The 19,281-nt window shown below is 53.2% G+C and carries 23 protein-coding genes and 2 pseudogenes; 18 read left to right on the forward strand and 7 right to left on the reverse strand.

Going from position 1 to position 19,281, the window contains the following annotated elements; translation table 11 throughout:
* Window positions 1-5 precede the first annotated feature (5 nt).
* From ACFK9X_RS03225 to ACFK9X_RS03235, 3 genes are all read left to right on the forward strand, one after another.
* Window positions 6-644 carry a DUF1190 domain-containing protein gene (locus ACFK9X_RS03225; RefSeq protein WP_001085596.1) on the forward strand — a complete coding sequence of 213 codons (639 nt, stop codon included), beginning with the start codon at window positions 6-8 and terminating at the stop codon, window positions 642-644.
* Between the two features lie 2 nt (window positions 645-646).
* Complete coding sequence (locus tag ACFK9X_RS03230) at window positions 647-1,810, forward strand: glutathionylspermidine synthase family protein (protein WP_151115508.1); 1,164 nt, start codon at window positions 647-649, stop codon at window positions 1,808-1,810.
* An 84-nt stretch (window positions 1,811-1,894) separates the two neighbouring features.
* Entirely contained in the window at window positions 1,895-3,517 is a 1,623-nt protein-coding gene (locus ACFK9X_RS03235; RefSeq protein ID WP_000118980.1) for an isovaleryl-CoA dehydrogenase, read from the forward strand.
* 77 nt (window positions 3,518-3,594) lie between these two features.
* Here the strand turns inward: ACFK9X_RS03235 and yjfN are convergent, their stop codons facing one another.
* Together yjfN and bsmA are read right to left on the reverse strand one after the other, a co-directional pair.
* Window positions 3,595-3,870 (reverse strand): DUF1471 family protease activator YjfN, encoded by a 276-nt coding sequence (yjfN, locus tag ACFK9X_RS03240; RefSeq protein WP_001518964.1) that lies wholly within the window; start codon window positions 3,868-3,870, stop codon window positions 3,595-3,597.
* A 130-nt stretch (window positions 3,871-4,000) separates the two neighbouring features.
* On the reverse strand, window positions 4,001-4,330 hold the full coding sequence (bsmA, locus tag ACFK9X_RS03245) for a biofilm peroxide resistance protein BsmA (RefSeq protein ID WP_000586835.1): 330 nt from the start codon (window positions 4,328-4,330) through the stop codon (window positions 4,001-4,003).
* Window positions 4,331-4,513: 183 nt separating this feature from the next.
* On the opposite strand from bsmA, the gene yjfP reads away from it, so the two are divergent.
* Window positions 4,514-5,263 (forward strand): esterase, encoded by a 750-nt coding sequence (yjfP, locus tag ACFK9X_RS03250; RefSeq protein WP_151115510.1) that lies wholly within the window; start codon window positions 4,514-4,516, stop codon window positions 5,261-5,263.
* On the opposite strand, the gene ulaR is transcribed toward yjfP, so the two are convergent.
* Window positions 5,260-6,015 carry an HTH-type transcriptional regulator UlaR gene (ulaR, locus tag ACFK9X_RS03255; RefSeq protein WP_000133618.1) on the reverse strand — a complete coding sequence of 252 codons (756 nt, stop codon included), beginning with the start codon at window positions 6,013-6,015 and terminating at the stop codon, window positions 5,260-5,262. The genes yjfP and ulaR overlap by 4 nt on opposite strands.
* Before the next feature lie 104 nt (window positions 6,016-6,119).
* The gene (gene ulaG / locus ACFK9X_RS03260) at window positions 6,120-7,184 is read right to left on the reverse strand and encodes an L-ascorbate 6-phosphate lactonase (RefSeq protein WP_151115512.1); all 1,065 of its coding nucleotides are present in this window, start codon (window positions 7,182-7,184) and stop codon (window positions 6,120-6,122) included.
* 361 nt (window positions 7,185-7,545) lie between these two features.
* Here ulaG and ulaA point away from each other — a divergent pair.
* From ulaA to ACFK9X_RS03290, 6 genes and pseudogenes are all read left to right on the forward strand, one after another.
* Window positions 7,546-8,848 (forward strand): annotated as a pseudogene (gene ulaA / locus ACFK9X_RS03265) (PTS ascorbate transporter subunit IIC).
* 15 nt (window positions 8,849-8,863) lie between these two features.
* Complete coding sequence (ulaB, locus tag ACFK9X_RS03270) at window positions 8,864-9,169, forward strand: PTS ascorbate transporter subunit IIB (protein ID WP_000218358.1); 306 nt, start codon at window positions 8,864-8,866, stop codon at window positions 9,167-9,169.
* A 9-nt stretch (window positions 9,170-9,178) separates the two neighbouring features.
* On the forward strand, window positions 9,179-9,643 hold the full coding sequence (gene ulaC, locus ACFK9X_RS03275; RefSeq protein WP_000776531.1) for a PTS ascorbate transporter subunit IIA: 465 nt from the start codon (window positions 9,179-9,181) through the stop codon (window positions 9,641-9,643).
* A gap of 13 nt (window positions 9,644-9,656) precedes the next feature.
* Window positions 9,657-10,307 (forward strand): 3-keto-L-gulonate-6-phosphate decarboxylase UlaD, encoded by a 651-nt coding sequence (gene ulaD / locus ACFK9X_RS03280; RefSeq protein ID WP_000056761.1) that lies wholly within the window; start codon window positions 9,657-9,659, stop codon window positions 10,305-10,307.
* A gap of 9 nt (window positions 10,308-10,316) precedes the next feature.
* Window positions 10,317-11,171, forward strand: a complete 855-nt coding sequence (locus ACFK9X_RS03285; protein WP_151115514.1) for an L-ribulose-5-phosphate 3-epimerase — start codon at window positions 10,317-10,319, stop codon at window positions 11,169-11,171.
* Window positions 11,171-11,857 carry an L-ribulose-5-phosphate 4-epimerase gene (locus ACFK9X_RS03290; protein ID WP_001170771.1) on the forward strand — a complete coding sequence of 229 codons (687 nt, stop codon included), beginning with the start codon at window positions 11,171-11,173 and terminating at the stop codon, window positions 11,855-11,857. The genes ACFK9X_RS03285 and ACFK9X_RS03290 overlap by 1 nt, the downstream gene beginning before the upstream one ends.
* A 128-nt stretch (window positions 11,858-11,985) precedes the next feature.
* On the opposite strand, the gene yjfY is transcribed toward ACFK9X_RS03290, so the two are convergent.
* Entirely contained in the window at window positions 11,986-12,261 is a 276-nt protein-coding gene (yjfY, locus tag ACFK9X_RS03295) for a DUF1471 family protein YjfY (protein ID WP_023195975.1), read from the reverse strand.
* Between the two features lie 193 nt (window positions 12,262-12,454).
* On the opposite strand from yjfY, the gene ACFK9X_RS03300 reads away from it, so the two are divergent.
* From ACFK9X_RS03300 to ACFK9X_RS03325, 6 genes are all read left to right on the forward strand, one after another.
* On the forward strand, window positions 12,455-12,661 hold the full coding sequence (locus tag ACFK9X_RS03300) for a hypothetical protein (protein WP_012219543.1): 207 nt from the start codon (window positions 12,455-12,457) through the stop codon (window positions 12,659-12,661).
* Window positions 12,662-12,731: 70 nt separating this feature from the next.
* Entirely contained in the window at window positions 12,732-13,127 is a 396-nt protein-coding gene (gene rpsF, locus ACFK9X_RS03305; RefSeq protein WP_001216673.1) for a 30S ribosomal protein S6, read from the forward strand.
* A gap of 6 nt (window positions 13,128-13,133) precedes the next feature.
* Window positions 13,134-13,448 (forward strand): primosomal replication protein N, encoded by a 315-nt coding sequence (gene priB / locus ACFK9X_RS03310; RefSeq protein WP_001519453.1) that lies wholly within the window; start codon window positions 13,134-13,136, stop codon window positions 13,446-13,448.
* A 4-nt stretch (window positions 13,449-13,452) separates the two neighbouring features.
* Entirely contained in the window at window positions 13,453-13,680 is a 228-nt protein-coding gene (gene rpsR, locus ACFK9X_RS03315; RefSeq protein WP_000135199.1) for a 30S ribosomal protein S18, read from the forward strand.
* 41 nt (window positions 13,681-13,721) lie between these two features.
* On the forward strand, window positions 13,722-14,171 hold the full coding sequence (gene rplI, locus ACFK9X_RS03320) for a 50S ribosomal protein L9 (RefSeq protein WP_001196065.1): 450 nt from the start codon (window positions 13,722-13,724) through the stop codon (window positions 14,169-14,171).
* Between the two features lie 147 nt (window positions 14,172-14,318).
* Complete coding sequence (locus ACFK9X_RS03325) at window positions 14,319-15,245, forward strand: DMT family transporter (protein WP_000381068.1); 927 nt, start codon at window positions 14,319-14,321, stop codon at window positions 15,243-15,245.
* A gap of 49 nt (window positions 15,246-15,294) precedes the next feature.
* On the opposite strand, the gene ACFK9X_RS03330 is transcribed toward ACFK9X_RS03325, so the two are convergent.
* Window positions 15,295-15,930 carry an OapA family protein gene (locus ACFK9X_RS03330; RefSeq protein ID WP_001119448.1) on the reverse strand — a complete coding sequence of 212 codons (636 nt, stop codon included), beginning with the start codon at window positions 15,928-15,930 and terminating at the stop codon, window positions 15,295-15,297.
* A gap of 219 nt (window positions 15,931-16,149) precedes the next feature.
* On the opposite strand from ACFK9X_RS03330, the gene fklB reads away from it, so the two are divergent.
* Window positions 16,150-16,770, forward strand: coding sequence for an FKBP-type peptidyl-prolyl cis-trans isomerase (gene fklB, locus ACFK9X_RS03335; protein WP_191964515.1), 621 nt, complete (start codon window positions 16,150-16,152; stop codon window positions 16,768-16,770).
* A gap of 295 nt (window positions 16,771-17,065) precedes the next feature.
* Window positions 17,066-18,494 (forward strand): annotated as a pseudogene (gene cycA / locus ACFK9X_RS03340) (D-serine/D-alanine/glycine transporter).
* Between the two features lie 111 nt (window positions 18,495-18,605).
* Here cycA and ytfE read toward each other — a convergent pair.
* Window positions 18,606-19,268 carry an iron-sulfur cluster repair protein YtfE gene (gene ytfE / locus ACFK9X_RS03345; protein WP_000331471.1) on the reverse strand — a complete coding sequence of 221 codons (663 nt, stop codon included), beginning with the start codon at window positions 19,266-19,268 and terminating at the stop codon, window positions 18,606-18,608.
* Between the last annotated feature and the right edge of the window lie 13 nt (window positions 19,269-19,281).

Below are 19,281 nucleotides of genomic sequence, written 5' to 3' on the forward strand. Positions count from 1 at the left end.
AGATCATGGCAAAAAAACGAAAATCCAGAAGCACATCCGGCGTAGGCCATTCGGCAATAAGACGAATAGCCGAACCGGTTAATCCCTTTGAGCGGCAACGAAATCGCTACACGCCAAAATGCCTGACGCTGGCGATTATGGGTGGAGCGGCCTTTTTTCTCCTGAAAGGGTGCGGTGATGGCGGCAATACTGACAACGACGGCGATGGGACGTTTTACGCCACGGTGAACGACTGTATCGACGATGGCAACAGCGCCAGCGTTTGCGCTGACGGCTGGAATAATGCGAAAACAGAATTTTACGCTAATGTGCCTAAGCAATTGACGCAGGAGCGCTGTCAGTCGCAGTTTGGCGATTGTTACTTTGATATCACCGAGCGGAGCTGGGTTCCGGTATTAAGCGGCTTTTTACTCAGCCGCGCGATTCGTCAGAACCGTGATGAACAATACATCTATAGCAGCGGCGGTTCATCTTACGTCTCCCGTCCCGTCTGGCGCACCACATCCGGCGATTATGCGTGGCGCAGCGGCACAGGGAAAAGCGATACCGTGACCAGCCCTGGTTATATCACACGGAAAGCGTCCACCGTCTCCCGCGGTGGCTATGGCCGTTCTTCCAGCGCCCGCGGGCACTGGGGAGGCTAACCATGCTACGACACAACGTACCGATACGCCGGGATCTGGATAAGATCGCCTGCGATCACGGTTTTGACTTTCATGTTATCGATAACGAAATTTACTGGGATGAAAGCCGGGCCTACCGTTTTACATTACGGCAAATTGAAGAACAGATCGAAAAACCGACCGCAGAGCTTCATCAGATGTGTCTGGAGATTGTCGAGCGGGCCGTCCGGGATGAGCAGATCATGCAGCAGCTGGCGATCCCGCCATTGTACTGGGATGTCATCGCCGAAAGTTGGCGCAGCCGCGATCCTTCGCTTTGCGGGCGGATGGATTTCGTCTGGTGCGGCAAAGATCCGGTTAAATTGCTGGAATACAATGCGGATACGCCGACGTCGCTCTATGAGTCCTCCTACTTTCAATGGCTATGGCTGGAGGATGCTCGTCGTAGCGGCGCCATCCCGCGTGATGCCGATCAATACAACGCGATACAGGAGCGGCTGATCGCCCGCTTCAGCGAGCTGTACAGTCGGGAACCGCTCTACTTTTGCTGTTGTGAAGATACCGACGAAGATCGCACGACGGTGCTGTACCTTCAGGATTGCGCGCAGCAGGCGGGCCAGGAAACGCGATTTATCTATATTGAAGAACTGGGACTTGGCGTAGGCGGTGTGCTGACCGATCTGGACGATAACGTGATTCGCCGCGCCTTTAAGCTCTACCCGCTGGAATGGATGATGCGCGATGACAACGGCCCGCTGTTGCGAAAACGTCGTGAGCAATGGATTGAGCCATTGTGGAAAAGTATTCTGAGTAACAAAGGGCTGTTGCCGTTATTGTGGCGCTTTTTCCCTGGCCATCCGAATCTTCTGCCGGCCTGGTTTGAGGGCGAAAAATCGCTCGCAGCGCCAGGCGAAGGCAGCGTACGGAAGCCGATTTATTCACGTGAAGGCGGCAACGTCACGATTTTCGACGAGCGGCAAAATGTTATCGATCATGCCGACGGCGACTACGCTGACGAGCCGATGATTTACCAGGCGTTTCAGCCTTTGCCGCGCTTTGGCGATAGCTATACGCTGATTGGCAGTTGGATCATTGACGATGAAGCCTCCGGGATGGGGATTCGCGAGGACAATACGCTAATTACCAAAGACACTTCCCGTTTCGTCCCACATTATATTGCCGGTTAATCATACTTTTGTGATCTTGCTCCGGCGTCAATGGCGCAGTCATGACCATACTTGACTTCAGCGCCATTGAAGGAGGGAGACACCATGTCCTGGCAAACACATACCGTCTTTAATCAACCTGCTCCGCTCAATAACAGTAACTTATTCCTGTCTGATGGCGCGCTGTGTGAAGCGGTTTCCCGGGAAGGCGCGGGATGGGATAGCGATCTTCTCGCCAGCATTGGCCAACAACTGGGAACGGCAGAATCACTGGAACTGGGGCGTCTGGCGAACGCGCATCCTCCTGAGTTGCTACGTTACGATCCCCAGGGACAGCGTTTGGATGACGTTCGCTTTCATCCCGCCTGGCACCTGTTGATGCAGGGGCTTTGCGCTAATCGGGTACATAACCTGGCCTGGGAGGAAGAGGCAAGGGCGGGAAGTTTTGTCGCCCGGGCGGCGCGTTTTGTATTACATGCTCAGGTAGAAGCGGGAACACTCTGTCCTGTCACGATGACCTTTGCCGCGACACCGTTGCTATTGCAGATGCTTCCCACCACTTTCCATGACTGGCTGGCGCCGCTGCGCAGCGATCGCTACGATTCGCATTTGCTGCCGGGCGGGCAAAAACGGGGCCTGCTCATCGGCATGGGAATGACGGAAAAGCAGGGCGGATCTGACGTACTCAGTAATACGACCCACGCGGAGCGGCTGGCGGATGATTCATATCGGCTGGTGGGACATAAATGGTTTTTCTCTGTGCCGCAAAGTGATGCGCACCTCGTGTTGGCGCAGGCAAAAGGAGGACTATCCTGTTTCTTTGTGCCGCGTTTCCTGCCAGACGGGCAACGGAACTCTGTTCGTCTTGAACGCCTGAAAGATAAACTCGGTAATCGATCTAATGCCAGCGCCGAAGTCGAGTTTCAGGATGCCGTCGGCTGGCGGCTGGGAGAAGAGGGCGAAGGGATTCGGCATATCTTAAAGATGGGCGGTATGACGCGTCTTGATTGCGCGCTCGGGAGTCATGGCTTAATGCGGCGTGCGTTTTCAGTCGCCATTTACCATGCTCATCAGCGTCAGGCTTTTGGTAAGCCGCTGATCGAACAACCGTTGATGCGACAAACCTTAAGTCGTATGGCGCTATGCCTGGAGGGGCAGACGGCGCTTTTGTTTCGGCTGGCGCGCGCCTGGGAGCAACGTCGCGAGGCGAAAGAGGCATTATGGGCGCGATTATTCACGCCAGCGGCGAAATTCGCCATCTGTAAGCAGGGAATCCCTTTTGTGGCTGAGGCGATGGAGGTTCTCGGCGGGATGGGGTATTGCGAAGAGAGCGAACTCCCGCGCCTGTACCGTGAAATGCCGGTGAACAGTATCTGGGAAGGTTCCGGCAATATCATGTGTCTGGATGTACTTCGGGTGCTGACAAAACAACACGGCGTCTATGACGTATTGAGTGAAGCTTTTGCGGAAGTCAAAGGCCAGGATCGCCATTACGACCGCGCGGTACGTCAGCTACAGCAGCGTTTACGCAAACCGGACGAAGCAATGGGCAGAGAGATTACGCAGCAGCTTTTCTTGCTGGGATGCGGAGCGGAAATGCTGCGTCATGCCTCGCCGCCGCTGGCGCAAGCGTGGTGTCAGATGATGCTGGATACACGCGGCGAAATGCCGCTGTCTGCCCAGGTACAAAATGATTTACTGTTAAGGGCGACCGGGGGACTGCGGTAACGTTTGGCCTGTAGTACATGCCATCCTTCAGGCCGGATAAGACGCTGGCGTCGCCATCCGGCGCGAGCCACGCGGCATCAGGCATAGAGTATCGCCTGTACGCGCCAGTTATCCGACTGTTGTTCTTCATACATTTGAATAATTCTGTACCAGGACGCACCCTGTTCATCGGCTTTGAGGGCGATAATCCGCTCTACATCCTGTGGGTTTCCTGCAACATTACTGACCGAGATCAGGCCGATTTCATTCAGACCCGTTACGCAGTCAGCACTGGCGAATTCGGCAGACTGTGCCGTCGTACTCACCAGTCCGGCAGAAAGCAGCAGTGAGGATAAGGCAAGTTCTTGTTTCATCGTCAGCTCCTTATTACATACCCCGCATTTAACAGGACGCTCCATCACGGTAAACCTGTTTGTTTATTGTGCACAGGTAAACGCATAGGGACGCAAAGCAATGTAAAACTGACTAAAAATCAATCTACTGTTATTGACGATACAAAATGGCTTGTGAATACCACTGGCCGGTTACAACCGTTTCATCAACCATTAAGATAACGTAATAATCGGCTTTCGCAGCGGCGGCTTTCGCTCTGATTTCATCTATTGCATCATCCGGGGAGCCCCGAACCAGCGCGCTTACGGTCCCCATCCGCTGTAGTCCTTGCGTTTGATCGCGACGGATTTCCTGCGGGTGATCGGCGACAGGCGGCGCAGGTTGCGGCGTACCCTGCAGCACGCTACACGCGCTTAATAACAGCGCTGCTATCAATGAAGCAAACCGACGCATAACTCTATCTCGTTTCCTGATAATCATAGTGTAATGCCTTATTGATTTCCCTTTAGGGGGAATGTTCCCGAAGTGTTACCTGTCACGCGATTTTCGAATGAAAACGTTGCGAAAGCGTAACCCAGTTCTCAAACATTATGAATTATTGCGCTATCCATAAACTTGCGTTAAGTATTTCTCCGTGGCATACCGGATAAAAAGGAGAGAATAATGATAGCGATTGAAACACGACAATTAGCCGGAGGCGTCGTACTACATGCCTTCCCGGAAGGGAAACGCGCCGTGCCGCTTCCCTGTGTGGTGTTCTATCATGGCTTCACCTCCTCCAGCCTGGTTTATAGTTATTTTGCCGTTGCCCTGGCACAGGCAGGATTCCGGGTAGTCATGCCGGATGCGCCGGAGCATGGCGCTCGCTTCGGCGGCGACTCACAGGGACGAATACACCGATTCTGGCAGATTCTGCACCAAAACATGCAGGAATTTACGACGTTACGTGCGGCGATTCAGGCGGAAAACTGGCTACTTGACGGGCGGTTGGCGGTGGGCGGCGCATCCATGGGCGGTATGACGGCGCTGGGCATTATGACGCGTCACCGAGAGGTAAAATGCGGGGCCAGTTTAATGGGGTCGGGCTATTTTACCGGGCTCGCCCGGACGCTTTTCCCGCCGTTATCCCCGCAGAACCCGGCACAGCAGGCGGAATTCGACAATATCATCGCGCCGCTACGTGAATGGGAAGTCACACACCAGTTAGAGCGACTGGCCGACAGGCCGCTTCTGTTGTGGCATGGTCAGGAGGATGACGTGGTGCCTGCTATCGAAACCTTCTGGCTCCAGCAGGCACTCGCCGGGGCGAAGCTGGATAAGCATGTGACCTGTTTATGGGCCGCAGGCGTGCGGCATCGCATTACGCCAGAAGCGTTGTCGGCGACGGTAGCGTTTTTCCGACAGCATCTTTAAACGCGGAGTATGCTTACACCCTGGGCTTCAAGCTGTTGCAAAACCTGCGGATTGGCATTTTTGCCGGTAATCAGCATAGCGATCTGATCGGCGCGGCTGAACAGCATCCCCGCGCGCTCGCCAATTTTACTGCTATCGACCAGCGCGACCAGTTTCCCGACGACGCTGAGCATTTTTTGTTCCGCCATGGCGGTTAGCATATCGGTCTTGTACAGGCCATCCGCGGTTAAGCCCTTTCCGCTGGTAAACATCCAGTGGCCAGCATAGAGACTGTTTTCACTTCCCTGCGGGCTCAGGGTAATCGACTGGCTTTTGTTGTACTGACCCCCCATGATAATCACGCTGTCATGCTCTTGATCGATCAGATAATTCGCCAACGGCAGATAGTTGGTAATGATTTGTACCGGCTTCCCGCACATTTCGCGCCCCAGCAGGAAAGCGGTGGAGCCGCAGTTAATCACTACGCTTTCACCCGGGTTTACCAGCTGCGACGCCGCTTTCGCGATGCGTACTTTTTCATCGTGGTTTTGCGCCTGGTGCAGATTCATCGGCGTCCAGCGGGGCCGCTGTTGGGTAATGGCCTCTGCGCCGTTGCGCACTTTTTTAAGTTTCCCGCTTTCGTCAAGCTTGTTGATGTCGCGGCGCGCTGTCGCCGGGGAGATCCCCAGACGCTCAATCACGTTTTCGACGGTAACAAAGCCCAACTGTGCCAGCATATCCAGCAGTATTTGATGTCTTTGTGCTTCAGTCATGAGCTATTCCGATACAAATTGATTTGAAAAGATGATATTTGAAATAGCCTGGAAATACTAAAGTAAATGGAAAAAATGCCGGGTAATCCCGGCATGATATCGACTCACAGGAAGGATTTGAACGGTAGATCGGGTTCAATGGTAAAGCAATCGTCAAACCCACGCGGATAGTGGTATTCGAAATTGTCTTTATCCAGCGGCCAGGTAAACTTGCCGCCAACCTGCCAGATAAACGGTTTAAAACCATACTTCAGGCGATCTTTCTTCATTTCCCATAGCACGCGGATCTCTTGCGGATCGGCCTGGAAGTTCGACCAGATATCGTGATGGAACGGGATCACCACTTTGGTATTCAGCGATTCCGCCATGCGTAAAATATCCGCGCTGGTCATTTTGTCCGTAATACCGCGCGGGTTTTCACCGTAAGAACCAAGCGCGACATCAATTTGATGTTCGTTGCCGTGTTTCGCGTAGTAGTTGGAATAGTGAGAATCGCCGCTGTGATAGAGATTGCCGCCCGGCGTTTTAAACAGATAGTTAACCGCGCGTACATCCATGCCGTCCGGCAGTACGCCAGCGGCTTTCTGATCGGCGGGCAGGGTGATTAATGCGGTGCGGTCAAAGGCATCAAGCGCATGAATTTCAATATCTTTCACTTTCACGACATCGCCCGGTTTTACCACGATGCAGCGTTCTTTCGGCACGCCCCAGCCAACCCATAAATCCACGCAGGTCTGCGGGCCGATAAACGGAACATCATCGGCGCAATTCTGCATTACGGCAGCCGCGACATTGACGTCAATGTGATCGTTATGGTCGTGGGTCGCCAGTACGGCGTCAATCTGACGGATAGCGAAAGGATCGAGAACAAACGGCGTGGTGCGTAGGTTAGGCTGTAATTTTTTGACGCCAGCCATACGCTGCATCTGATGGCCGGTTTTCATCAACGGATTACCGTGGCTCTGTTTACCGGTACCGCACCAGAAATCGACGCATACGTTAGTGCCGCCTTCAGATTTTAGCCAGATACCGGTACAGCCCAGCCACCACATAGCGAACGTACCCGGCGCGACCTGCTCTTGCTCAATCTCTTCGTTCAGCCTGCTTCCCCACTCCGGAAACGTGCTCAGAATCCATGATTCACGCGTGATGCTTTGTACTTTACTCATCGCATTTACCTTCATGTTTGTTCAAAATGGTTCAAAACGTGATTTTTTTTGATTAATCATGACACTATTTTCTCAAGAAGGCAATGGGCTATTTTTTGACTTTTTGGCAGGAGAGAACGCAGTAAGGAGAAAATTTAATCTTGCCTGGCGTCATGGGGATGTGGCCATCTTTATGATTTTACTTATTTAATGAAAAAATGAGTTATCTATAAGTAAACCATGTATTAAGTGCGCTAATTATTTGCGCGCTACGTCACATTTAATCAAATTCAATCTTGTTGTGATTACTTTTGAAAATTACAGTGAAGGGACATTATCCTGAGCGCCTGTGACTCAGCAACCTCGTCTACCGGAGATCGTTATGGAGATCCTCTACAACATCTTTACCATTTTCTTTAATCAGGTAATGACCAATGCCCCGCTATTACTGGGTATTGTGACCTGCCTGGGCTATATCCTGCTGCGTAAAAGCGTCAGCGTGATCACCAAAGGGACGATCAAAACCATCATTGGCTTCATGCTGCTACAGGCCGGGTCCGGCATTCTGACCAGCACCTTTAAACCGGTGGTGGCGAAAATGTCTGAGGTCTACGGCATCAACGGCGCTATTTCCGATACCTATGCTTCGATGATGGCAACGATCGAACGGATGGGTGATGCGTATAGCTGGGTAGGCTACGCGGTGTTGCTCGCGCTGGCGCTGAATATTTGTTACGTCTTGTTGCGACGCATTACCGGTATTCGCACCATCATGTTGACCGGGCACATCATGTTCCAGCAGGCGGGGCTGATTGCGGTCTCTTTCTATATCTTCGGCTATTCCATGTGGACCACCATTATCTGCACGGCGATACTGGTTTCCCTGTACTGGGGTATTACCTCCAACATGATGTACAAGCCGACTCAGGAAGTGACGGACGGCTGCGGTTTCTCCATTGGTCACCAGCAGCAGTTTGCTTCCTGGATTGCCTATAAAGTCGCGCCGTTCCTGGGCAAAAAAGAGGAAAGCGTTGAAGACCTCAAACTGCCGGGCTGGCTGAACATTTTCCATGACAACATCGTCTCCACGGCGATTGTAATGACCATCTTCTTTGGTGCCATTCTGCTCTCCTTTGGTATCGATACCGTACAGGCGATGGCGGGTAAAACCCACTGGACAATCTATATCCTGCAAACCGGTTTCTCCTTTGCGGTGGCGATCTTCATCATCACCCAGGGCGTGCGTATGTTTGTCGCCGAGCTCTCTGAGGCCTTTAACGGTATCTCCCAGCGTCTGATTCCGGGCGCAGTACTGGCGATTGACTGCGCCGCTATTTATAGCTTCGCGCCGAACGCGGTGGTCTGGGGCTTTATGTGGGGCACCATCGGCCAGCTGATTGCGGTTGGCATCCTGGTTGCCTGCGGCGCTGAAGATTTGTCTGGTGATGGGGATGATCGAAATCTTTGGTTGCGTCTGGGCGGTGAAACTCACCGGTATGAGCGCCTGGATGGGTATGGCGGACTGGTCGATTCTGGCACCGCCGATGATGCAGGGCTTCTTCTCCCTCGGTATCGCCTTTATGGCCGTCATCATTGTAATTGCACTGGCTTATATGTTCTTCGCTGGCCGCGCACTGCGCGCAGAAGAAGATGCAGAAAAACAACTGGCAGAACAGTCTGCTTAATAAGGAGTTTTGATTATGACCGTACGTATTCTGGCTGTGTGTGGCAACGGACAGGGCAGTTCCATGATCATGAAAATGAAAGTGGACCAGTTTTTAACCCAATCAAACATTGACCACACGGTAAACAGCTGCGCGGTTGGCGAGTACAAAAGCGAGTTGAGTGGCGCGGATATCATCATCGCTTCTACCCATATTGCGGGCGAAATCAGCGTGACCGGCAACAAATATGTGGTTGGCGTGCGTAACATGCTCTCTCCTGCTGACTTCGGCCCGAAACTGCTGGAAGTGATCAAAGAACATTTCCCGCAAGACGTGAAGTAAGGATGCAACATGAAATTACGTGATTCACTGGCGGAGAATAATTCTATCCGCCTGCAGGCTGAAGCGAATACATGGCAGGAAGCCGTCAAGATCGGCGTCGATTTACTGGTGGCTGCCGACGTGGTGGAGCCGCGCTATTACCAGGCCATTCTCGATGGCGTTGAGCAGTTTGGCCCCTATTTTGTGATTGCCCCCGGCCTGGCGATGCCGCATGGCCGCCCGGAAGAAGGGGTGAAGAAAACCGGTTTTTCGCTGGTGACCCTGAAAAAGCCGCTGGAGTTTAACCACGAAGATAACGACCCGGTCGATATTCTGATCACCATGGCGGCGGTTGATGCCAACACTCACCAGGAAGTGGGCATCATGCAGATCGTCAACCTGTTTGAAGACGAAGCTAATTTTGACCGTTTACGCGCCTGCCGTACCGCGCAGGAAGTCCTGGATCTCATTGACCGCACCAACGCGGCAGCTTAAGAAGGAATTGAAAATGTCATTACCAATGTTGCAGGTCGCGCTGGACAACCAGACTATGGATAGCGCCTATGAAACCACTCGCCTGATTGCCGAAGAAGTCGACATTATCGAAGTGGGCACCATTCTGTGCGTGGGCGAAGGCGTGCGTGCCGTTCGCGACCTGAAAGCGCTCTATCCGCACAAAATCGTGCTGGCGGACGCCAAAATTGCCGATGCCGGTAAAATCCTCTCCCGTATGTGTTTCGAAGCTAACGCGGACTGGGTGACCGTGATTTGCTGTGCGGATATCAACACCGCAAAAGGCGCGCTGGATGTGGCGAAAGAGTTCAACGGCGACGTGCAGATCGAACTGACCGGTTACTGGACCTGGGAACAGGCGCAGCAGTGGCGCGATGCGGGCATTCAGCAAGTGGTTTATCACCGCAGCCGCGATGCGCAGGCGGCAGGCGTGGCGTGGGGCGAGGCGGATATTACCGCGATTAAGCGGCTGTCCGATATGGGCTTTAAAGTGACCGTGACCGGCGGACTGGCGCTGGAAGACCTGCCGCTGTTCAAAGGCATTCCGATCCATGTCTTTATCGCGGGGCGTAGCATTCGCGATGCCGAATCGCCGGTAGAAGCCGCACGGCAGTTCAAACGCTCCATTGCCCAACTGTGGGGCTAAGGAGCGGCTATGCTGTCGAAACAAATTCCGCTCGGCATCTATGAAAAAGCGCTCCCTGCCGGGGAGTGCTGGCTGGAGCGCCTGCGGCTGGCGAAAACGCTGGGTTTTGACTTCGTTGAAATGTCGGTGGACGAGACCGACGCCCGACTGGCGCGGCTCGACTGGAGTCGCGAGCAGCGCCTGGCGCTGGTGAGCGCGGTTGCTGAAACCGGCGTGCGCGTGCCGTCCATGTGTCTGAGCGCGCATCGTCGTTTTCCGCTCGGTAGCGAAGATGACGCGGTACGGGCGCAGGGGCTGGAGATTATGCGTAAAGCGATTCAGTTTGCGCAGGACGTCGGGATTCGCGTCATTCAACTGGTGGGGTACGACGTTTACTATCAGCAGGCCAACGACGAAACGCGTTGCCGCTTTCGCGATGGGTTAAAAGAGAGCGTTGATATGGCCAGCCGCGCCCAGGTGACGCTGGCGATGGAGATCATGGATTACCCGCTGATGAACTCCATCAGTAAAGCGCTGGGCTATGCTCACTACCTCAATAACCCGTGGTTCCAGCTCTATCCGGATATCGGCAATCTGTCTGCCTGGGATAACGACGTACAGATGGAGCTACAGGCGGGAATCGGGCATATCGTCGCGGTACACGTCAAAGATACTAAACCCGGCGTGTTCAAAAATGTGCCGTTTGGCGAAGGCGTGGTGGATTTCGAGAGTTGTTTTGCAACGCTCAAACAGAGTGGCTATTGCGGGCCCTATCTGATTGAGATGTGGAGCGAAACAGCAGAGAACCCGGCGGCAGAGGTAGCGAAAGCGCGTGACTGGGTGAAAGCGCGCATGGCCAGCGCCGGTCTGGTGGAGGCAGCCTAATGCAAAAGCTCAAGCAGCAGGTATTTGACGCTAACATGGATTTGCCCCGTTATGGACTGGTGACGTTTACCTGGGGCAACGTCAGCGCTATCGATCGCGAACGCGGATTGGTGGTGATTAAGCCAAGCGGTGTCGCCTATGAAACCATGAAGGTAGATGACATGGTGGTGGTGGATATGGATGGCAAAGTGGTGGAGGGACGTTATCGTCCTTCTTCCGATACCGCTACCCATCTGGCGCTGTATCAACGCTATCCGTCGCTTGGCGGCGTCGTTCATACCCACTCCACCCACGCCACGGCATGGGCGCAAGCGGGGATGGCTATTCCGGCGCTCGGTACCACGCACGCGGACTATTTCTTTGGCGATATTCCTTGTACCAGAGCGTTAAGCGAAGAAGAAGTGCAGGGCGAGTACGAGCTGAACACCGGTAAGGTGATCATCGAAACGCTGGGCGAGGTGGAACCGCTGCATACGCCAGGTATTGTCGTGTATCAACACGGGCCGTTCGCCTGGGGGAAAGATGCGCACGATGCGGTACATAACGCGGTCGTCATGGAGGAAGTGGCGCGAATGGCGTGGATTGCGCGCGGTATTAACCCGGCGCTGAATCCCATCGACGATTATCTGATGAACAAGCACTTCATGCGTAAGCATGGCCCGAATGCGTATTACGGGCAGAAGTGAAGTATGAGCTCCGGAATGTGAATATTATCGGGATGTCACAGGTCTAATTCCGGAGCCATCTTTCCGCGAAAAAAGCCCCCTGTTCAGGGGGCAAATCAACTATGGCTTTTTCGTTGGTTTTCCTGATGCTAGCGATAAATATTCGCGCTGGCGTGTATATTGCCATTGCTACCCGGTTCCCGGATAAATATGACGTGATAATACATTGCGTTTCGCACGTCGGCCTCTTCATTCAGCGCCAGATTGGCTTCACTTTCCGTGGCGAAGTTATGGTTGATGTAGATTACGCCTAAGCTGCGCACATCATCCATATTTCTGGCCTGATGATTATTTAACTCGACGGCTGCCGTTGCCGTTATGCCAGGCAAAAGCGCAGCCAGAAATAACATTATCCGGGCTCGCATAGAGTACCTCCTTAGCAGCGCGGTCTGGTTGGCGATATCCCCCTTTAGTGAATCGCTTCTGGTTTAATTTTAACCATAACCCGCCGCAGAGATGGCGACCTTTTCTGATGCTGTTGTTCAAAAAATTATCGCATTGTCGTTTTTTACCTGATTAACAACCCGTTGATGTATGCCGCTATGTTTAAGAAACCCTGTGTGGCAAAAAAGTACGCTGACCACAGTGTCAATTTCTCTGCCGCAACAGGCCGTTTATAGTGGCATGCGATATGAAGTTAATATCTCAGCAGCAAAATGCGACGGGACAGGCGTTACGTTCGGCACGATAAATAATTGTACAATCACCTTGAGTTTGCCCGCAGGCGCCAGTATTATAACGCGTCATTTTTCAGCCGACCTTTAACACGTTCCTTGCCTCCATGGGCTGCGGCTGACCCAGACAGGAGGCTGAATAATCCGTAAGGAGCAATTCGATGCGTCATTACGAAATCGTTTTTATGGTCCATCCTGACCAGAGCGAACAGGTTCCGGGCATGATCGAGCGTTACTCTGCTGCCATCACTGGCGCAGAAGGCAAGATCCACCGTCTGGAAGACTGGGGCCGCCGTCAGCTGGCTTACCCGATCAACAAACTGCACAAAGCGCACTACGTTCTGATGAACGTTGAAGCGCCGCAGGAAGTGATCGATGAGCTGGAAACTACCTTCCGCTTCAACGATGCCGTTATCCGCAGCATGGTTATGCGTACTAAGCACGCTGTTACCGAAGCATCTCCGATGGTTAAAGCGAAAGACGAGCGCCGTGAGCGTCGCGATGATTTCGCTAACGAAACCGCAGATGATGCTGAAGCTGGGGATTCTGAAGAGTAATTTCTGATGACCAACCGTCTGGCGTTGTCCGGCACCGTGTGCAGGGCCCCCCTTCGAAAGGTCAGTCCATCAGGAATTCCGCATTGCCAGTTCGTGCTTGAGCATCGTTCTGTGCAAGAGGAAGCCGGCTTTCACCGGCAGGCGTGGTGCCAAATGCCCGTTATTGTTAGCGGACACGAAAACCAGGCCATTACTCACAGTATAACGGTCGGCAGCCGCATAACCGTTCAGGGGTTTATTTCTTGCCACAAGGCAAAGAACGGTCTGAGCAAAATGGTTCTGCATGCCGAGCAGATTGAATTGATAGATTCTGGAGACTAGCCATATGGCACGTTATTTCCGTCGTCGCAAGTTCTGCCGTTTCACCGCGGAAGGCGTTCAAGAGATCGACTATAAAGATATCGCTACGCTGAAAAACTACATCACCGAAAGCGGTAAGATTGTCCCAAGCCGTATCACCGGTACCCGTGCAAAATACCAGCGTCAGCTGGCTCGCGCTATCAAACGCGCTCGCTACCTGTCTCTGCTGCCGTACACTGATCGCCATCAGTAATCGGTCACGGTCCATTAATACGACTTTGAGAGGATAAGGTAATGCAAGTTATTCTGCTTGATAAAGTAGCAAACCTGGGTAGCCTGGGTGATCAGGTTAACGTTAAAGCGGGCTATGCTCGTAACTTCCTGGTACCACAGGGTAAAGCTGTTCCGGCTACCAAGAAAAACGTTGAATACTTCGAAGCACGTCGCGCTGAACTGGAAGCTAAACTGGCTGACGTTCTGGCTGCTGCAAATGCACGCGCAGAGAAAATCAACGCCCTGGAAACCGTTACTATCGCGTCTAAAGCAGGCGACGAAGGTAAACTGTTCGGTTCCATCGGTACTCGCGACATCGCTGACGCTGTGACTGCGGCTGGCGTTGACGTGGCTAAGAGCGAAGTTCGTCTGCCGAACGGCGTTCTGCGTACCACTGGCGAACACGAAGTGAACTTCCAGGTTCACAGCGAAGTATTCGCAAAAGTTATCATCAACGTGGTTGCTGAGTAATCAGTCATTCTCGTTTTTGCTAGCAACGAAACGTCGGCCCAGCGCCGACGTTTTGCTTTTTTAACCCCATCGCTTTTCGACTGGCTATCTCCCCCTCTTTTCGCGATAATTAAAAATAAAACATTATTTTAATTTCTTGGTGAAAGAATGGATACCCAACGCCAGGCCTCCCCGTTTGCCCGCAAAAACGTCGTTTATGTGTGTGCCGCATTTTGTTGCCTGCTATGGGGCAGCGCTTATCCAGCCATCAAAAGCGGTTATGACCTCTTTCAGATAGCCACCGACGATATCCCTTCTAAAATTGTTTTTGCTGGTTATCGTTTTTTGTTTGCGGGTGGGTTGCTGCTACTGTTCGCGCTGCTTCAGCGTAAACCGATTGGTCGGTTTCGTCCGCGCCAGTTTGCTCAGTTGACGTTACTGGGGCTGACCCAGACGTCGCTGCAATATCTCTTTTTCTATATCGGCCTTGCGTTCACCTCCGGCGTGAAAGGCTCAATCATGAACGCGACAGGCACATTCTTCAGCGTATTGCTGGCGCACTTTATTTATCAGAACGACCGATTGAGCTACAACAAAACGCTCGGCTGTATTCTGGGCTTTGCGGGCGTCATGGCGGTGAACGTCAGCAACGGCCTGGATTTCAGCTTTAATCTGCCGGGAGAAGGCTCCGTGGTGCTGGCGGCGTTTATTCTTTCTGCGGCCACATTGTATGGCAAACGTCTCTCGCAGACGGTCGATCCGATGGTCATGACTGGCTATCAATTGGGGATTGGCGGTCTGGTACTGGTCATTGGCGGTTACGTTTTTGGCGGTACGCTGACGATACATGGCTTCTCGTCGGTGGCGATTTTAGTCTACCTGACGTTACTCTCGTCGGTCGCTTTTGCGCTATGGAGCATTTTACTCAAATATAACCGCGTGGGGATGATTGCGCCGTTTAACTTTCTGATCCCGGTTTCCGGCGCGGCTCTTTCGGCTATTTTTCTCGGCGAGAATATATTGGAGTGGAAATACATGATTGCGCTGGTGCTGGTATGTTCGGGGATTTGGTGGGTGAATAAGGTGAAGCGGTAATGCTTCACCTGAACGAATAGGGTACAGGCGGGATAAGGCGTAGCCGGCGTTACTGTGCGCGAATAAAACTGCCGTCAGGCTGACGCGTAAACAGCACCTGTTGACCGTTATCGCCATCTATCGTTAAACCTGTCACCACCCCGCTGGCATTCTGGCGAATTTTAATCATTTGACCATTTTTGAGATTACTCAGCGGTTTGCCAGCGCCTTCTACCTGCGCCATTGCATAAACGTCTGTCGGGGGCAGCCCGTGGTCACGGAACAGTTGCGCCAGAGTTTTACCAGACTCTACCCGGTACGAGCGCCACTGTTGACCGATGCCGCTATCCTGCTGGAAAGGCTGCGTCTGCGGCTGGTTTTGTTCTTCCGGCTGGCCTTCCTGGATAGGTTCCGGCGCAACGGGCGCCACCTGATCCGGATCGTTTTGCGGCGCGACCAGCTGCGCCTGAAGCTGGGCCTCCGTCGGCGGCTGTGATTGCGATTGCAGATCCAATTGCGCTTCCCGCGTGACGACAGGCGAGTCGCTGGTCTCGCTGGCGGGCAGCAGGAAACCGATCACCAGCACGATAGCGGCAATGATAATGCCACGACGATGCATAGGCGGCAGCGGCTCCATGATGCGAAAATTATCCGGCGCGTGCCAGATTTTCGCCAGGGTTGGTTTTAATTCAAAGCGCCCGGGCATGGTTTACCTCCTGCTCCGCATCTCGTTCCTTAATCATAGAGTATAGATGGCTAACGCTATGATACTGGTAGTGCTATCCGCTTTCGTGACATCAATACGGATAATCTATTGTTTCTTTTTCCCTGCGATTTGTCATCCTCCCTGAGACAAAGTTTTACCAGAAGAAGCGTGGCTGTTATGCTGCCCGCTACTTTTTTGATATCCGATGAAGGAAAAATAATGGCCACCCCGACTTTTGACACTATTGAAGCGCAAGCGAGCTACGGCATTGGTTTGCAGGTAGGGCAGCAGCTCAGCGAATCCGGTCTTGAAGGGCTGTTGCCTGAAGCGCTGGTTACAGGCATTGCTGATGCGCTGGAAGGTAAACACCCGGCGGTTCCTGTTGATGTGGTGCATCGTGCGCTGCGTGAAATTCATGAGCGTGCGGACGCGGTGCGTCGTGAGCGTTTCAAAGCGATGGCGGCCGAAGGCGTGAAATACCTGGAAGAAAACCGCGAAAAAGACGGTGTGAACAGTACTGAATCTGGTTTACAGTTCCGCGTTCTGACGCAGGGCGAAGGCGCGATTCCGGCGCGTACCGACCGCGTACGCGTGCATTACACCGGTAAGCTTATTGATGGCACCGTATTTGACAGCTCCGTCGCGCGCGGCGAGCCGGCTGAATTCCCGGTAAATGGCGTGATCGCCGGCTGGATTGAAGCGCTGACTCTGATGCCGGTAGGTTCCAAATGGGAACTGACTATCCCACAGGAGCTGGCCTATGGCGAGCGTGGGGCCGGGGCATCTATTCCGCCATTCAGCACCCTGGTGTTTGAAGTGGAACTGCTGGAAATTCTCTAAGCGCCCCGGGTTTGCCGGATGATGGCGTAAACGCCTTATCCGGCAACCCTGACTTCAGCAGATGCCAATATTTTATTTTGCAAATGGCGTCGTTACGTGTATTTTTGTGAGCTAATTCGCATTATCAAAGTGATATAACACTCATTTTAAACATAAAATTAACATTGTATTTGAATCTGAGTATTCATCCCGCCGATTCTTACCTAATATCGATGAGTCCTGATAACAGGATCGTCGTATCATAGACCAAAGGCCGTAGAGCCCGCACAACACAGACAGGTACAGGAAGAAAAACATGGTAGATCAGGTAAAAGTCGCAGCCGACGAACAGGCTCCGGCTGAACAGTCGCTACGGCGCAATCTTACAAACCGTCATATACAGCTTATCGCTATTGGCGGCGCTATTGGTACCGGTCTGTTTATGGGATCGGGTAAAACGATCAGTCTCGCCGGACCGTCGATCATTTTTGTATATATGATCATCGGTTTTATGCTTTTTTTCGTGATGCGCGCCATGGGGGAATTGCTGCTCTCGAATCTGGAATATAAATCGTTTAGCGATTTTGCTTCCGACCTGCTTGGCCCCTGGGCGGGATATTTCACCGGCTGGACGTACTGGTTTTGCTGGGTGGTGACCGGTATGGCTGACGTGGTGGCGATTACCGCCTACGCGCAGTTCTGGTTTCCCGGCCTTTCCGATTGGGTCGCCTCGCTGGCGGTAGTGATCCTGCTGCTAAGCCTCAACCTCGCCACCGTTAAAATGTTTGGTGAAATGGAATTTTGGTTTGCTATGGTCAAAATCGTCGCCATTGTGGCGTTGATTGTGGTCGGGTTGGTGATGATTGCGATGCACTTTAAATCGCCGACAGGCGTTGAAGCGTCTTTCGCGCATCTGTGGAATGACGGCGGCTGGTTCCCGAAAGGTATTAGCGGGTTCTTTGCCGGTTTCCAGATTGCGGTGTTCGCTTTCGTGGGCATTGAGCTGGTTGGTACTACCGCCGCAGAAACTAAAGATCCGGAAAAATCGCTGCCGCGCGCGATTAACTCAATACCGATCCGTATCATCATGTTCTACGTCTTTGCGCTGATTGTCATTATGTCGGTGACGCCGTGGAGTTCCGTGGTGCCGGATAAGAGCCCGTTTGTTGAGCTGTTTGTACTGGTGGGTCTGCCTGCCGCTGCGAGCGTGATCAACTTTGTTGTGCTGACCTCGGCGGCGTCTTCCGCCAACAGCGGCGTCTTCCGCCAACAGCGGCGTCTTCTCGACCAGCCGTATGCTGTTTGGCCTGGCGCAAGAAGGCGTGGCGCCAAAAGCGTTCGCTAAGCTATCGAAACGCGCGGTACCGGCGAAAGGCCTGACCTTCTCCTGTATCTGCCTGCTGGGCGGCGTGGTTATGCTGATGGTCAACCCGAGCGTGATTGGCGCATTCACCATGATCACTACGGTTTCGGCCATCCTGTTTATGTTTGTCTGGACCATCATTCTGTGTTCATACCTGGTGTACCGCAAAAAGCGTCCCCACCTGCATGAAAAATCCATCTATAAGATGCCGCTCGGTAAGCTGATGTGCTGGGTCTGCATGGCGTTCTTTGCGTTCGTGCTGGTATTACTGACGCTGGAAGACGATACGCGCCAGGCGCTGATCGTGACGCCGCTGTGGTTTATCGCGTTGGGTCTGGGCTGGCTGTTGATAGGTAAGAAACGGATGGCGGGAATGCGTTAATTGTTTTGCCCGGTGGCGCTGGCGCTTACCGGGCTTACAGCGTAGCGTTGATTTGGAGGCCGGATAAGGCGCCGTTTACAGCCGCCATCCGGCAAAATGCCCGGCTGGCGATTATTCCCCGGCCAGTGCGCGTGGGAACAGCACGTTATTCTCCAGGCTGATGTGCTCCATCAGATCATCAATCATCTCATTAATGCCGTTATACATCGCTTTCCAGGTGGTGCAGGCTTCTGGCGGCGGCGTTACATTTTGGGTGACGTGTTTGATGACGTCTACCAGCTCTCCCGCCTCGTCATGCTCGCTTTCCATTACGCTTATCGGGCCCGTTGCCTGGCGACCCATACCCTGTTTGATCATGGGGAACAGGATCTGTTCTTCTTTCATCATATGGCTGGAAAGCTCTTCATGCAGCGCGGTGAGATATTTTGTCAGGCCGCGTGGGACGTTTGGCTTATCCGCGTGGACGCGTTCCACTTTGGTTGCCTGCAGGATAAGCTCCGGCAGTTGTTCGCGGTGTCGGTCATGATAGCGCACAACGATATGGTCAATAATGTCCGCCAGCGGAACGGCGCGCCAGTCTTTTTCGATGGGCTGTTCAGCCAATTGCGCCAGTTGCGCTTCAATAATGTCAATATCGACGTCGTGACGCGCGGCGGCGCGCGCCAGCGTCTGTTTTCCGCCGCAGCAGTAATCCATATCGTACTGGCGAAACAGCGCCGATGCGCGGGGAATAGAGAGCGCCAGTTCGCCTAAAGGTTGATCGCGATAAGCCATAGCCGTTACCTCA

The sequence above is a fragment of the Salmonella sp. WC3 genome (genome assembly GCF_042932255.1).
Lineage (GTDB): Bacteria > Pseudomonadota > Gammaproteobacteria > Enterobacterales > Enterobacteriaceae > Salmonella > Salmonella enterica.

What these genes read in the sequence shown, in the direction of transcription:
- rplI (WP_001196065.1), top strand. Translation starts at nt 13,722, where the DNA reads ATGCAAGTTATTCTGCTTGATAAAGTAGCAAACCTGGGTAGCCTGGGT.
- yjfP (WP_151115510.1), top strand. Translation starts at nt 4,514, where the DNA reads ATGATAGCGATTGAAACACGACAATTAGCCGGAGGCGTCGTACTACAT.
- ulaD (WP_000056761.1), top strand. Translation starts at nt 9,657, where the DNA reads ATGTCATTACCAATGTTGCAGGTCGCGCTGGACAACCAGACTATGGAT.
- ACFK9X_RS03330 (WP_001119448.1), bottom strand. Translation starts at nt 15,930, where the DNA reads ATGCCCGGGCGCTTTGAATTAAAACCAACCCTGGCGAAAATCTGGCAC.
- ACFK9X_RS03290 (WP_001170771.1), top strand. Translation starts at nt 11,171, where the DNA reads ATGCAAAAGCTCAAGCAGCAGGTATTTGACGCTAACATGGATTTGCCC.
- ACFK9X_RS03230 (WP_151115508.1), top strand. Translation starts at nt 647, where the DNA reads ATGCTACGACACAACGTACCGATACGCCGGGATCTGGATAAGATCGCC.
- ulaR (WP_000133618.1), bottom strand. Translation starts at nt 6,015, where the DNA reads ATGACTGAAGCACAAAGACATCAAATACTGCTGGATATGCTGGCACAG.
- fklB (WP_191964515.1), top strand. Translation starts at nt 16,150, where the DNA reads ATGGCCACCCCGACTTTTGACACTATTGAAGCGCAAGCGAGCTACGGC.
- ulaC (WP_000776531.1), top strand. Translation starts at nt 9,179, where the DNA reads ATGAAATTACGTGATTCACTGGCGGAGAATAATTCTATCCGCCTGCAG.
- yjfY (WP_023195975.1), bottom strand. Translation starts at nt 12,261, where the DNA reads ATGCGAGCCCGGATAATGTTATTTCTGGCTGCGCTTTTGCCTGGCATA.
- ulaB (WP_000218358.1), top strand. Translation starts at nt 8,864, where the DNA reads ATGACCGTACGTATTCTGGCTGTGTGTGGCAACGGACAGGGCAGTTCC.
- rpsF (WP_001216673.1), top strand. Translation starts at nt 12,732, where the DNA reads ATGCGTCATTACGAAATCGTTTTTATGGTCCATCCTGACCAGAGCGAA.
- ytfE (WP_000331471.1), bottom strand. Translation starts at nt 19,268, where the DNA reads ATGGCTTATCGCGATCAACCTTTAGGCGAACTGGCGCTCTCTATTCCC.
- ulaG (WP_151115512.1), bottom strand. Translation starts at nt 7,184, where the DNA reads ATGAGTAAAGTACAAAGCATCACGCGTGAATCATGGATTCTGAGCACG.
- yjfN (WP_001518964.1), bottom strand. Translation starts at nt 3,870, where the DNA reads ATGAAACAAGAACTTGCCTTATCCTCACTGCTGCTTTCTGCCGGACTG.
- rpsR (WP_000135199.1), top strand. Translation starts at nt 13,453, where the DNA reads ATGGCACGTTATTTCCGTCGTCGCAAGTTCTGCCGTTTCACCGCGGAA.
- ACFK9X_RS03285 (WP_151115514.1), top strand. Translation starts at nt 10,317, where the DNA reads ATGCTGTCGAAACAAATTCCGCTCGGCATCTATGAAAAAGCGCTCCCT.
- bsmA (WP_000586835.1), bottom strand. Translation starts at nt 4,330, where the DNA reads ATGATTATCAGGAAACGAGATAGAGTTATGCGTCGGTTTGCTTCATTG.
- ACFK9X_RS03325 (WP_000381068.1), top strand. Translation starts at nt 14,319, where the DNA reads ATGGATACCCAACGCCAGGCCTCCCCGTTTGCCCGCAAAAACGTCGTT.
- ACFK9X_RS03235 (WP_000118980.1), top strand. Translation starts at nt 1,895, where the DNA reads ATGTCCTGGCAAACACATACCGTCTTTAATCAACCTGCTCCGCTCAAT.
- ACFK9X_RS03225 (WP_001085596.1), top strand. Translation starts at nt 6, where the DNA reads ATGGCAAAAAAACGAAAATCCAGAAGCACATCCGGCGTAGGCCATTCG.
- priB (WP_001519453.1), top strand. Translation starts at nt 13,134, where the DNA reads ATGACCAACCGTCTGGCGTTGTCCGGCACCGTGTGCAGGGCCCCCCTT.